This is a genomic window from Martelella limonii (assembly GCF_013344475.1).
Lineage (GTDB): Bacteria > Pseudomonadota > Alphaproteobacteria > Rhizobiales > Rhizobiaceae > Martelella > Martelella limonii.
Genome location: NZ_JABUOU010000011.1, coordinates 26,333 through 39,151 on the forward strand (window position 1 = coordinate 26,333; position 12,819 = coordinate 39,151).

At 63.2% G+C, this 12,819-nt stretch carries 10 protein-coding genes; 8 read left to right on the plus strand and 2 right to left on the minus strand.

The features are described from left to right. Nucleotides 1–52 precede the first annotated feature (52 nt). The 3 genes from HPQ62_RS18380 to HPQ62_RS18390 are packed head-to-tail and all read left to right on the plus strand — an operon-like array spanning nt 53 to nt 3,001. Nucleotides 53–838, plus strand: a complete 786-nt coding sequence (locus HPQ62_RS18380; RefSeq protein ID WP_174804050.1) for a cyclase family protein — start codon at nt 53–55, stop codon at nt 836–838. A gap of 60 nt (nt 839–898) precedes the next feature. Further along, nucleotides 899–2,482: an NAD(P)-binding protein gene (locus HPQ62_RS18385; protein WP_174804051.1), complete on the plus strand. Its 1,584-nt coding sequence runs from the start codon at nt 899–901 to the stop codon at nt 2,480–2,482. A gap of 12 nt (nt 2,483–2,494) precedes the next feature. Beyond that, nucleotides 2,495–3,001, plus strand: coding sequence for a MarR family winged helix-turn-helix transcriptional regulator (locus HPQ62_RS18390; RefSeq protein WP_174804052.1), 507 nt, complete (start codon nt 2,495–2,497; stop codon nt 2,999–3,001). Nucleotides 3,002–3,441: 440 nt separating this feature from the next. On the opposite strand, the gene HPQ62_RS18395 is transcribed toward HPQ62_RS18390, so the two are convergent. Further along, nucleotides 3,442–4,983, minus strand: a complete 1,542-nt coding sequence (locus tag HPQ62_RS18395) for an indolepyruvate oxidoreductase subunit beta family protein (RefSeq protein ID WP_174804053.1) — start codon at nt 4,981–4,983, stop codon at nt 3,442–3,444. Between the two features lie 5 nt (nt 4,984–4,988). Beyond that, nucleotides 4,989–7,139, minus strand: a complete 2,151-nt coding sequence (locus HPQ62_RS18400) for a ferredoxin family protein (RefSeq protein ID WP_174804054.1) — start codon at nt 7,137–7,139, stop codon at nt 4,989–4,991. Between the two features lie 310 nt (nt 7,140–7,449). On the opposite strand from HPQ62_RS18400, the gene HPQ62_RS18405 reads away from it, so the two are divergent. The 5 genes from HPQ62_RS18405 to HPQ62_RS18425 all read left to right on the plus strand — a co-directional run bounded on the left by HPQ62_RS18405 (nt 7,450) and on the right by HPQ62_RS18425 (nt 12,799). Then, a complete protein-coding gene (locus HPQ62_RS18405) occupies nt 7,450–8,985 on the plus strand; it encodes an ABC transporter substrate-binding protein (protein WP_174804055.1) in 1,536 nt (511 codons plus the stop codon). Between the two features lie 236 nt (nt 8,986–9,221). After that, nucleotides 9,222–10,229: an ABC transporter permease gene (locus HPQ62_RS18410; RefSeq protein WP_174804056.1), complete on the plus strand. Its 1,008-nt coding sequence runs from the start codon at nt 9,222–9,224 to the stop codon at nt 10,227–10,229. After that, nucleotides 10,222–11,112: an ABC transporter permease gene (locus tag HPQ62_RS18415; protein WP_174804057.1), complete on the plus strand. Its 891-nt coding sequence runs from the start codon at nt 10,222–10,224 to the stop codon at nt 11,110–11,112. Before HPQ62_RS18410 ends, HPQ62_RS18415 begins: the two co-directional genes overlap by 8 nt. Continuing rightward, nucleotides 11,109–11,969, plus strand: a complete 861-nt coding sequence (locus HPQ62_RS18420; RefSeq protein WP_174804058.1) for an ABC transporter ATP-binding protein — start codon at nt 11,109–11,111, stop codon at nt 11,967–11,969. The genes HPQ62_RS18415 and HPQ62_RS18420 overlap by 4 nt, the downstream gene beginning before the upstream one ends. Further along, entirely contained in the window at nt 11,966–12,799 is an 834-nt protein-coding gene (locus tag HPQ62_RS18425; RefSeq protein ID WP_174804059.1) for an ATP-binding cassette domain-containing protein, read from the plus strand. The genes HPQ62_RS18420 and HPQ62_RS18425 overlap by 4 nt, the downstream gene beginning before the upstream one ends. Nucleotides 12,800–12,819 lie beyond the last annotated feature (20 nt).

Below are 12,819 nucleotides of genomic sequence, written 5' to 3' on the forward strand. Positions count from 1 at the left end.
AAGACCGCCAGATGCGCCGGCACCGGTCCGGGCGACAAAGGGGAAGAATATCATGAGTGATACATCCGTGCTTGGAAGTCTCGGCGCCGCTCTGCTTTCGGGCAGCGTCAAGGTCGTCGACATCACCGCGCCGCTCGGGCCCGAGACGCCGGTCCTTTATCTGCCGCCGGAGTTCGGTCAGAACACACCGAACGTAAAGGTGCACAAGATTTCCGAGTATGACGAGAACGGGCCGTTCTGGGCCTGGAACTGGATCGAGCTCGGCGAGCATACCGGCACCCATTTCGACGCACCGTCGCACTGGATCACCGGCAAGGACAATCCGGACAACACCACGGACACCATCAAGCCGCAGAATTTCGTCGCACCGGTCAACGTCATCGACCGGTCAAAGGAAGCCGAAGCCGATCACGATTACCTGCTGACCGTCGACAGCATCAAGGAATGGGAAGCCGAGCACGGCGAGATCGAGGCCGGAAGCTGGGTTGTGATGCGCACCGACTGGTACAAGCGCAACGGCTCGAGCGAAACCTTCCTGAATGCCGACGAAAACGGCCCGCATTCCCCCGGCCCGACGGCGGAGGCGATCGAATACCTGATCTCCAAGGGCATTATCGGCTGGGGCCAGGAAACCATCGGCACCGATGCCGGCTCCGCCGGCGGCATGGAGCCGCCCTTCCCGGCGCACAACCTGATGCACAAGCACAACAAATATGGTCTTGCGAGCCTCTCCAACCTCGACCAGCTTCCGGCCAAGGGCGCGATCCTGATCGCGGCGCCGCTGAAGTTCGTCAAGGGCACCGGCTCTCCGGTGCGCGCCCTGGCGCTGATCGCCTGACGATCATTCCGGCGCGGCAGACCACTGCCACGCCGTTCCTTTAGGCAGCGAGGGCTCAGCGTGGCGAATTACGATCACATCATCATCGGCAGCGGCATCAATGCGCTGGTTGCGGCGTCCCTTCTCGGCAAGGCCGGAAAGCGCGTGCTGGTGCTGGAACGCAATGACACGACCGGCGGCTGCCTGAAGACGGCCGAGATCACCGCGCCGGGCTACCTGCACGATGTGATGGCGACCACCATGGTGCTGTTCCTCACCTCGCCCGCCTTTGCGGCGCTCGGCGGCGACCTTGCAGCGCGCGGCGTCGAATTCTGCCACACCGATACGCCGACCGGCGTGTTGAGGCGTGATGGCAGCCATCTGATCTTCTCCACAGACCGCAAGCGCAACATCGCCGCATTTGCCGAAAAGGCCGATGGCGATGGCGCCGTCTTCGATGCCGAAATGGGCGCGATGGGAGGCGATGCGGACTTCGTGTTCTCCCTGCTCGGCGGCAACCTCTGGTCCGGCGCGACCATGAAGACGATGATGAAGCAGGTGTGGAAGCGCGGCCCGCGCGGGCTCGCCGCCTGGTTCGGCGAGGCGCTGACGCCGGCGCGCGGCTATCTGGAAACGACCTACACCTCGGAAGAGGCAAAAGCGCTCTGGGCGCCCTGGGTGCTGCATTGCGGACTTTCGCCGGAGGCAAGCTATTCGGCCCAGATGCTGAAGGTGATCGGCTTTGCGATCGAGCTTGCCGGCTGCCCGATCGTCAAGGGCGGCGCGCGCAACCTCACGCTTGGCTTTGAAAAGCTGATCCGCGACCAGGGCGGCGAGATCCGGACCGGTGCGGATGTCGAGAGCATCACCCTCGACAATGCCGGCAAGGCCACCGGCGTGCGCCTTGCCGATGGCACGTCCCTTGTCGCCAAGTCCGGCGTCATTGCCTCGGTCACCCCGAACCAGCTCTACAACCGCCTGCTGGCCGGAAAGCCTGCGCCCGATGACGTTGCGAAAGGACTGAAATCCTATCGCTATGGCAAGGGCAACATGCAGATTCACTATGCGCTGAAGGCGCCGCCGAAATGGAAGGCAGGCGCGGAGCTTGCCAATGTCGCCCTGATACACCTCACCGATGGTCTCGATGCGGTCTCGCGCTCTTCCAACGAGGCCGAGCGCGGCATGCTCCCGGCAGAACCCACGGTCTGCGTCGGCCAGCCGACCGCGCTTGATCCGACCCGGGCGCCGGAGGGCGGCGCAATCCTGTGGCTGCAGCTTCCCGATACGCCGCGCCATATCAAGGGCGATGCTGCGGGCCTCCTCGATTGCCCCGCCGACGGCCGCTGGACCGAGGCGCTGCGCGAGGCCTTTGCCGACCGCATCCATGCCATGCTTGCCGAGCGGATCGAGAATTTCGACGACATCGTGATTGCGCGCCATGCCGCGTCGCCGGCCGATCTCGAAGCCATGAACATGAACCTCGTGGGGGGCGATCCCTATGGCGGTTTCTGCGGGCTCGACCAGTTTTTCCTCTGGCGCCCGTTCAAGACTACGTCTAACCACAAGACCCACATTCCCGGCCTCTATCACATCGGCGCATCGACCCATCCGGGTCCGGGCCTCGGTGGCGGCTCGGGCTATCTTCTGGCTTCCTCGCTGACGTAATGGAGTGGATCGATGGGTGAGCGTTTTTCAGGCTCGGTTCTCAATGATGACGGGGCCGCAGGCGAGATCGTCCGCAGCCTTGGCGAAATCGGCCTGAACGCCTTTGCGCCCTATCTGATGAACCGGGTGATGGCGCGCTACAATGCCAATCTGGCGGAAGAGCTCAAGCATCTCGGCATGAACACCGCCAAGGTGCGCACGCTTGCCGTGCTCTCGGTCACGCCGTCGGCAACCATCAACGAGCTTGCCGTCTTTGCCGTGATCGAGCAGTCGACCATGAGCCGTACGCTCGATTCGCTCGAGGAACAGGGCTATATCCGCCGCCAGTCGCGCAATGAGGACATGCGGGTGCGCGACGTCTCGATCACCGAAGAAGGCCGCACCGCCTTCGAGGCGGCCTGGCCCACCATGTACGCCTTCCTGCTGCAGATGTTCGAGGGCATCGACGAGGACGAACACCGCGCCTTCGTGACCACACTGCAGAAGATGCTGCGCAATGTGCGGGTGAACGAGATCTAGAGCAGTGCAGGGTGGCGCTGGGCACCAAGCTTGCTGGCCGTTCGCTCAAGCCCCCGCCTCCAACCGCTCCTCTATGATCTCGCCCGACCTTCGATCGTGTCATGCTCGGGCTCGACCCGAGCATCCAGGCCACACGGAAAACGCTTCCTGGATCCTCGGGTCAAGCCCGAGGATGACGCGGACAGTGTGGAGCGGCTGTCCCAAAACTGAGCGGCAGCGCAGTTCCAGACAGGGCACCAGGCTTGGTGGCTGTCCGCATCAGCCCCCGTCTCCAATCGCTCCTCTATAGTCTCGCCCGGCCTTCGATCGGGTCATGCTCGGGCTCGACCCGAGCATCCAGGCCACACGGAGATCGCTTCCTCGATCCTCGGGTCAGGCCCGAGGACGACGCGGAAAGTGCGGAGCGGCTCCCCTAACCCGACATGTCCGCAGCCCGTCGCCTAAAGCGTCGCCACCGTCTTCAGCGCGCCGTCGAGCGCGATGCCGCTTTCGTCGAGCAGGGCGGCCTGGCGCAGGCGCTTGAGCCAGGCGGCGCCATCCTCGCGGGTTTCCAGCATCGGGATCGCGGACATGACGCGATCGAATTTCGACAGGCCGCGGGCATGGGTGTCGGAGTAGCCCTTGACGAGACGGCGTGTCGCGATCGTCTCGCAGGCGAGATCGTAATTGCGGGGCAGCACGGCGAGCGCCGTCTCGAGCCATGCCTCGCGATGCTCCGCCTCGCGGAAATGCCGCAGGCTGCCGCGACGGGTGCGCCGCATGGCGGCAAGGAGATAGAGCGAGGAGAACCAGAACAGCGTCGCGGTCTTGACCCGGCGGCCCTTGTTGATACGCCGGTCGAGCCATGCAAACAGCTTCGGGCAGTTTTCGATATAGAGCCCCAGCCCCTTCGGCAGCGTGCCGCAGACTTCCTCCATGCGCGGATGCATGTATTCGGTCATGTAGAGGATCTGGTCTTCCTTCACGCCCACCTCGTTTTCGACGCGCTTGAAACGGGTTCCGCGCACCTTGAGATCGGCAACCCGGACGACGTCGTCATAGGCCATGGCGACCGCGACATATTTGGCGGCCTCGACGGTGAAGGCAAAGCCCTTCTCCGCACCGCCATTTTCCCGGTCGGCGGAAAGAAGCGCTGCCATCCGCGTCAGATATTCGTCGGCATAGGCCGGATCCTGAAAATCGGTGAGCTTCTTCACGCCGGCAAACAGCATGGCATGGGCGACATCCGGAAATTCGCTGCGGATCCGGTTCACCAGCCTGTCGAGCACCGGATGGCCGGCAGAGGCGGGAAGGGTATCCAGCCGCTTGACGGGCGTTGCCGAGACCTTGTCGTTTCCGCCCTGGAGCGCACGGGCATAGGCGGCATCGAACGCCTTGAGGCTCGCCGCGACGCCGCGCCCGCCGGCCTTGATCGTCTCGTGATAGGCTTCCTTTGGAAACGGCAGGGCCTTCGAGGCCGCGAACGCGCCGAACATGGCCGACGAAATCACGCTGCCATTCTTCACCGCAAGCGTATCCATGTCGAAGGCGATCGTCTTGCGGGCGGCGAAATCGGTGGCGTCGACCACGGTTTCGGGATTGCCGATGCCATCGCCCGGCTTTTCCTTTTCGCCGACGGCGAAGGAGCGGTGGGTGGAGGCGACCAGAAGCGTCTTGTCCGGCGTCACGAGCCCCCGCATCACGGAACGGCCGGCCTCCATCAGTTCGGCCGCAATCACCACATCCACATCGCCGGGGGTCGGCATCAGCGACAGGATCGGCGTTTCGCCATCGCGCGCGCGGATCATCTCGAGATAATAGATCGTGGCGCCGGTGCGCTGGGCAACGCCCGGCACAGAGGTTGTCTGCGCCACCCAGCCCTGGCTTTCGGCGAGATTGACGATCCAGTCGGCGAGAACCCCGCCGCCCTGTCCACCCATGGCGAGGATCGCGATCGAAAACGGCTTGTCGGCGGAAAGCGCCCGGCTATCGGTCATCATCATGGCCCTTACTCCGCGAATGCGATGCGCCGCGCCTGGCGGCGCTGCAGGAAGCCGATCACGGCGGTGCGGACGCGGTGCACGAAGCGGTCCCATCCGGTCGGATTGTGGATCACGTCGGCGCGGTAGAAGGACGGACAGAGCACCGCCGCCTCCGACACCTCGCCGCAATTGCCGCAGCCGACGCAGGAATTGTCGATTGCCGCCACCGGGTCATCCTTCAGCGGATCGTCGGTGTGCTTGACCGAGAGCGACGGACAGCCCGACAGGCGGATGCAGGCGTGATCGCCGGTGCAGACATCCTCATCGACGCCGAAACGCTCCTTGACCATGCGCTTGCCGTCCTTGACCGCCTTCGCAAATTGCGGCTTCACCCGGCGCTGCTTGTTCAACATGCATTCCGAGGAGGCGACGATGATCTTCGGCCCCTTTTCCTCGGTCGTCAGCGCCTCGCGCAGCGTGTCGCGCATCTTGGCAACGTCATAGGTGCGGTCGATCTGGCGCACCCATTTGGCGCCGACGCCCTTGACCGCATCCACGATCGAATTGTTGGTCTTGCGCCGGGCATTGTCGGCGCGCGACGAGAGAATGTCCTGACCGCCGGTGGCCGCCGAATAGTAATTGTCGACCACCAGAATGACGCCATCCTGCTTGTTGAAGACCGCATTGCCGACGGAAGTGGCAAGCCCGTTGTGCCAGAAGCCGCCATCGCCCATGACCGAGATCGAACGCTTGTCGGCATCGACGTTGAAGGCCGAGGCGGATGCCGGGCCGAGCCCATAACCCATCGTGGTGCCGCCGATATTGAAGGGCGGCAGGATCGAAAACAGGTGACAGCCGATATCGGCGGAGACGTGATGCTCGCCGAGTTCCTTCTCGACGAGCTTCATCGCCGCAAAGATCGGCCGCTCCGGACAGCCGGTGCAAAAGCCTGCGGGGCGCGGCGGCACCACCTCTGCCAGCGCCTTCACCTTGGCGTTTGAAAGGACGGGGCCCGCGTCCGGCACCGGCGGGCGGTTGCCGAGGATCTGCGGCGCATTCGCCTCGAAGAAGGCTGTCAGCCCGTTGACCAGCACCGGCGTGGTATATTCTCCGCCGAGCGGCAGGATGTCCTTGCCGGAAACCTTGGTATTGAGATCGCGGCGGCGCATCAGCGTGTGCAGCGCCTGCTCGATATATTCCGGCGCGCCCTCTTCCAGCATGATCACCGCCTTCTTTCCGGCGGCAAAGGCGATCACCTCGTCGTCGATCATCGGATAGGCGACATTCATGCAGTAGATCGGCACCCGGGAATTGCCGTAGACATCGGCAAGGCCGAGCTGCTGCAGCGCGCGCATCGTGCTGTTGTAGAGCCCGCCCTGCATGATGATGCCGACATCGCCCTCCTCCGGGCCGAAGAATTCGTTGAGACGGTTTTCCTTCACGAAGGAAATCGCCGCAGGCCAGCGCTTCTCGAGCTTTTCCTTCTCGTGCACGAAGCTTGCAGGCGGCAACACGATGCGGGAAACGTCGCGTTTCGGGTGTTCCAGCGCCTCGCGCAGGGTGAAGGCCGGGCGCTTGTTGTCCTTGGCTTCGAAATGGCCGTGAACATGGCAGGAGCGGATACCGACCTGCAGCATGACAGGAGTGTTGGAGGCTTCGGAGAGCTCGAACCCCTTTTCCACCGCATCGACGATCGAGGGCAGGTTCGGCCGCGGCGTCAACAGCCACATCTGCGATTTCATCGCAAAGGCATGGCTGCGCTCCTGCATGATCGAGGAGCCCTCGCCGAAATCCTCGCCGATGATGACGAGCGCGCCGCCGGTGACGCCGCCCGAGGAAAGGTTGGAGAGCGCGTCGGAGGCGACATTGGTGCCGGCGGTGGATTTCCAGGTTACCGCGCCGCGCACGGGATACATCACCGAGGCCGACAGCATGGCGGCGGCGGCGGCTTCGGAGGCGGAGGATTCGAAGTGAACGCCGAGATCGGCCATCACATCCTTGGCGTCGGCCAGCACATCCATCAGGTGCGAGATCGGAGACCCCTGATATCCGCCGACATAGGACACGCCGGACTGCAGCAGCGCCTTGGTGATGGCAAGGATACCTTCGCCGCGAAAGGTATCCCCCTCGCCCAGTTTCAGATCCTCGACTTCGCGAGCAAAAGAGCGCTCAGCCATCTCGACATCCCCTTTTCCGTAGACCGGATTTTTGAATTAACATGCATTAGCATATTTTTGGGAATCTCGAAATGTCAACAAAAATAGCGAATTTTTGGAGGAATCCGCGTCATCTCCGGGTTCGGCCCCGCCCGAAGTCATGCAATTGCATATTTATGCATCAGAATATGCTCAAATGGCGCTCAAAATTTTAAACCTCAAATATTTGCCTTGCCGGACCGCCCGTTTTGCTCTTAGACTTGGCACAAACAACAAGCATGACCCCGTGGACAACCATTTCTGCGGGCTCGGGAACAACTGGAGCATCATCATGACGACCTTTACCCGTCGCCAAACACTTGGCCTTGGCGCAGCCGCTTTCGTTTCAGGTCTCCTCGCTGGCCGCTTGCAGGTCCTCGCCGCGGAAACCGACACGCTTACCATTGCTTTCAATGTAAACCTTCCCTCCTTCGATCCGACCGTCGGCGCCTCTGCCGTCAACCCGACGATCCAGGCGATCTACCGCTCGATCTTCAGCCAGTATGTCGGCCAGAAGCCGGATCTCTCCTTTGAGCCCGGCATCCTGACCGACTGGGGCTGGAACGAGGACAAGACCAAGGTCTGGATGGAGGTCCGCGAGGGCGCGACCTGGCATGACGGATCGCCGGTCACCCCCGAAGACGTGGTCTGGTCGCTCGAGCGCGCCGCCAACCCCGAAACCGGCAACCCGATCCAGTTCGTCTGGTCGACGATCGGCAATTTTGCGATCGAGGGCAACAAGGTCACCGCCGACGTGCTCCGCTTCGAGCCGACGCTGTTCATGTGGATGGCGTTCCTCACCGGCTATGTCATGCCGAAGGCCTATTACGAAAAGGTCGGCGCGGAAGGCTTCGAAAAGGCCCCGATCGGCTCCGGCCCCTATATGGTCGAGGAATATGAGGGCAACGCCTTCCTCAAGCTCAAGGCCTATCCCGGCTATTATGGCGACAAGCCCGCCTTCGACACCGTAATCTTCAAATTCGTTCCGGACACGACGAGCCGCGTTGCCGAAATCGAATCCGGCTCCTCCGACGTCACGCTCGAAATCCCCTACGAGGAATATGACCGCCTGATCGCCAAGCCCGGCCTTTCCGGCGTGGCCGAGCCGGTTTCCGACATCGGCATGATCTTCCTCAACAATATCGACGTGATGAACGACAAGAATGTCCGTCTTGCCGCCAATTACGCGATCAACAAGCAGGCGATCATAGACCGGCTTCTGTCCGGCTATGGCGTGCCGCTCGACACGCTGGAAGCGCCGGAATATTCCGCCTTCGATCCCGACATCAAGGTGCCCTACGATCCCGAACTCGCGGTCAAGCTTCTGGCAGAGTCCGGTTACTCGGTCGACAATCCGGTGAAGTTCACGATCCAGACCACGCGCGGGCTGAAGCCCAAGGATTACGAGATGATCCAGGCGATCGTCGGCATGTGGCGCAAGGTCGGCATCGATGCGAATATCGAGGTCTACGAGATCGCCAAGCATTACGAACTGCGCGCGGCCGACGAACTGGCCCCTGCCGCCTTCTACAACTGGGGCAATGCCATCGGCGACCCGACCACCTCCACCGGCTTTGCCATGTTCGGCCCGTCGCCGCACTCGGTCTGGAACACCGACGACCTCGACGGCATGATCGGCCCGCTCTGGGGCGAAATGGATGAGGAAAAGCGGATCGAAGGCTGGAAGGCGGTCAGCAAGTACATTGCCGAACAGGGTTATGTGATTCCGCTCCTCCAGTATGTCCAGCCGATCGTGTTCAAGGACACGCTGACGGTGACGCCGAACGTTTCCGGCGCGCTCGAGCCGACGCTGGTTGCGCCGAAGTAAGCTTTTAGGCACAGGCTGCAGGCATGGTGCCGCCTGTCCCTGTGTCTCAAGAGACGCCACCTTCTCATGAGTCATGCTCGGGCTTGACCCGAGCATCCAGGCCACACGGAAAGCGCTGCCTGGACCCTCGGGTCAAGCCCGAGGGTGACGCGGAGAGGGGGAGAGAGCTTTAGAACAAGGCTGGAGCAGAGCACCGCTCTCCTCCTTTAAACTTGAAGAAATGCGGCGGAGTATTCATGTCTGTCACCGGAATTTTCAACCGGGCCGTGATGGCGGCCGTGACGCTGTTCGGCGTCGCGGTGATCGTCTTCTGTCTCTTGAGGGTCGTCCCCGGCGATCCGATCGCGATGATGATTTCGCCGGGCGCATCCGCCGACGACATTCTGGCGCTCAAGGTCAAATACGGGCTCGACTCCAGCATTCCCGTCCAGTTCGGCGTCTGGATCCGCGAAATGCTGACCGGCGACTTCGGCACCTCGATCTCGCTGAAGCGTCCGGTGCTGTCGCTGTTGATGGAACGCCTGCCGGCAACGCTGGAGCTCGCCTTCGCCGCCCTCGTCTTCGGCGTCATCGGCGGCGGGCTGATCGCGATCCTCGCGACGCTTGCCCGCCGCACGGCTCTGGAATCGATCATTGACGTCTTGAACGGGCTGTTTCTCGCCGTGCCGGATTTCGTCTGGGCGCTGCTGTTCGTGCTGGTGCTTGGCGTCGCGTTTCCGGTCTTCCCGACCTCGGGCCGCGTCGACCCTCAGCTTTCGGGCGATTTCAGCACCAATTTCTACCTGGTCGAAAGCCTTGTGACACTGCGCTTTTCGCTGTTTGCCAATGTGCTTTCCCATATGGTGATGCCGGTTCTGGCGCTGGGCCTTCCGCTTGCGGCCGTCATCATCCGCACGCTGAAGGAAGCCCTGAGCGAGGCGATGCTGCAGGATTACGTGCTGCTGGCGCGGCTGAAGGGCATGTCGGAAACCCGGCTCGTCGTGCAGGAGACGCTCCGCAATGCCATCGGCCCGACGCTGACGCTGACCGGTGTGCAGTTCACCTTCATGATCGGCGGCACCGTGATCGTGGAGAGAATATTTTCCTATCCCGGCATCGGCAACATGGCGATCGACGCGGTCATCAACCGCGACCTGCCGCTGATCCAGGGGATCGTGCTGATGTTCGGCCTGATCTTCGTGCTGATCAACATCGCGATAGACCTTGCCGGCAACTTCTTCAATCCGAGGCTCAGACATGGCTGACACCAGCATTGCAGCAGGCGCTGCGCCCAAGAAGCGCCATCCGGTGCTGTCGGCCCTTTTGAGCGAGCAGCGCGTGCTCTGGGGCGGCGGCATCATTCTTCTCTTGTTCCTGATCGCGATCTTCGCGCCCCTGATTGCGCCCCACAATCCGCTGGAACAGGACCTGATGCTGTCGAAGATTCCACCGGTGACGTGGCCAGGCGCCGAACCCGGCTATTATCTCGGCACCGACGATCTCGGCCGCGATGTGCTGTCGCGCCTGATCTACGGCACCCGCACGGCACTCACCGTTGCGGTGATCGCCGCAGGGCTTGCAGCGATCCTCGGTTCGCTGCTCGGCCTGCTGGCCGGCTGGTATGGCGGCTGGACCGACCGGGTGATCTCCCGCCTTGTCGATATCTGGATGGCGTTTCCGCCCGTCCTGCTGTCGGTGCTGCTGGTGGCGGTGCTTGGCGCTGGCCTTCATTCCGTGATCGCGGCGATCGTGATCATCGACTGGACCCGTTTCTGCCGGGTGGTGCGCGCCGAAACCATCGCCCAGCGCGGCATGGATTACGTGACCGCAGCGCGCACGGTCGGTTTTTCGCGGTTCGCGATCCTGACCAAGGAAATCGTCCCCAACATCCTGCCGGTCTTCGTTGCACTTTTGAGCCTTGAGATGGGCATTGCCGTGGTGGTCGAGGCGATCCTGTCCTTTGTCGGTCTGTCGGTCTCCTCCGACAGCCCGACCTGGGGCGGCATGATCGCGGCCGGCCGCCAGACCATCCATCACACGCCCTGGGTTCTGGTGGCGCCGCTTTGCATGCTGCTCGTCACCGTGCTTTCCTTCAACCAGCTCGGCAACGGCCTGCGCCGGGCGCTCGATCCGGTGATGCGCCGATGACCCTTCTAGCAATCGACGGCCTCAGCGCCGTTTCGCTGCGCGACGGCAACCGCCCGGTTCTGTCGGATGTAGCGCTCACCCTTGAGCCCGGCGAGGTGCGCGGACTGGTGGGCGAAAGCGGCGCCGGCAAATCGACCATCGCCAAGGCGCTGCTTGCCATGCTTCCGGCAACCGTCAAGGTGACCGGCGGTCACATCCGCTTCGACGGCCGCGACCTGCTGTCGCTGCCGGGCCGGGCGCTGAAGGAGATCATGGGCAACGAGATCACCCTGATCCCGCAAGATCCGCAGACGGCGCTGAACCCCGGCCGGCGGATCGAGGCGCAGCTGACCGACGGGCTCCGGCTGAAGCGCGGCATGAGCGCGAAGGAGGCGCGCAAGGTGGCGCTTTCCATGCTGGAGGAAGTCTATATCCGCGATCCCGAGCGGGTGATGCGCGCCTACCCGCACGAGCTTTCCGGCGGCATGCGCCAGCGCGTGCTGATTGCCGCAGCCTTTGCGATGCGGCCGAAACTGGTGGTCGCCGACGAGCCGACCACCGCCCTCGACGTGACCGTGCAGAAACAGATCCTCCGCCTGATCCGGCAGATGCAGAAGGCCCACGGCACCGCCGTCCTGTTCGTGACCCACGATCTCGGCGTCGTCGCCCAGATCTGCGACAGCGTGACCCTGCTCTATGCCGGGCGCGTGATCGAGGAGGGCCGGACCGCCGATGTGCTTTCCGATCCCGCCCATGCCTACACCCGCGCGCTGATTGCCGCCGGTCCCCGCTACGACCGGCCGGATGCGGGGCTTGAACCCGTGCCCGAGGCTATTTTCACGCAGTTGCGCGCAGAAATCGGGGAGGCTTCGCGATGACCGAACCCTTGCTTTCCGCGACCGGCATCAAGGTCACCTATGGCGGCGGCAGATCGCTGTTCGGCAACATACCCGGCCTCACCGTGCTGCACGGCGTCGATATCGCGATCGCGCGCGGCGAGACCGTCGGCATTGTCGGCGAGAGCGGATCGGGCAAGACCACGCTCGGGCGCGCGCTGCTGCGCCTCATCGATGTCGCGGATGGCGAAATCCGCTTCGACGGTCAGGATATCACCCGGCTCGACGATACCGCCATGCGGCCGTTGCGGCGGCGGATGCAGATGATCTTCCAGGACCCGATGGCCTCGCTCAATCCGCGCCATTCGATCGGCCGGATTCTGGGCGAACCGCTGCTGCTCCATGGGCTTGCAAAGGACCGCAAGGCTGCGCGAGATCAGGCGGCGGCCATGCTTGCCCGCGTATCGCTGCCGGAAGAGGTGCTGGCCCGCAGTCCTCACGAGCTTTCTGGCGGCCAGCGCCAGCGCATCGGCATTGCCCGCGCGGCCCTGCTGAAGCCCGATTTCGTGCTCGCAGACGAGATCGTCTCCGGCCTCGATGTCTCCACCCAGGCCCAGGTGCTGAACCTCCTGAAGGCACTGAGCGCCGAGATGGGGCTTTCCATGGCCTTCATCAGCCATGATCTCTCCGTCATCCGCGCGGTCTGCGACCGGGTCTATGTCATGCAGTTCGGAAAGATCGTCGAGCACGGGCCCTGCGCCGAAGTCTTCGACAATCCGCAATCGGCCTATACGCGCACGCTGCTCGATGCGATCCCGCTGCCGGAAATCGATCCGGACTGGCTGGACCGGGTGCCGGCCGACGAGGCATAAGGCCGCGACAACCATTGATG

Bases quoted from the DNA above. Each gene is read 5' to 3' on its own strand.
- HPQ62_RS18405 (WP_174804055.1), top strand. From the start codon at position 7,450: ATGACGACCTTTACCCGTCGCCAAACACTTGGCCTTGGCGCAGCCGCT.
- HPQ62_RS18415 (WP_174804057.1), top strand. From the start codon at position 10,222: ATGGCTGACACCAGCATTGCAGCAGGCGCTGCGCCCAAGAAGCGCCAT.
- HPQ62_RS18410 (WP_174804056.1), top strand. From the start codon at position 9,222: ATGTCTGTCACCGGAATTTTCAACCGGGCCGTGATGGCGGCCGTGACG.
- HPQ62_RS18395 (WP_174804053.1), bottom strand. From the start codon at position 4,983: ATGATGATGACCGATAGCCGGGCGCTTTCCGCCGACAAGCCGTTTTCG.
- HPQ62_RS18400 (WP_174804054.1), bottom strand. From the start codon at position 7,139: ATGGCTGAGCGCTCTTTTGCTCGCGAAGTCGAGGATCTGAAACTGGGC.
- HPQ62_RS18390 (WP_174804052.1), top strand. From the start codon at position 2,495: ATGGGTGAGCGTTTTTCAGGCTCGGTTCTCAATGATGACGGGGCCGCA.
- HPQ62_RS18425 (WP_174804059.1), top strand. From the start codon at position 11,966: ATGACCGAACCCTTGCTTTCCGCGACCGGCATCAAGGTCACCTATGGC.
- HPQ62_RS18380 (WP_174804050.1), top strand. From the start codon at position 53: ATGAGTGATACATCCGTGCTTGGAAGTCTCGGCGCCGCTCTGCTTTCG.
- HPQ62_RS18420 (WP_174804058.1), top strand. From the start codon at position 11,109: ATGACCCTTCTAGCAATCGACGGCCTCAGCGCCGTTTCGCTGCGCGAC.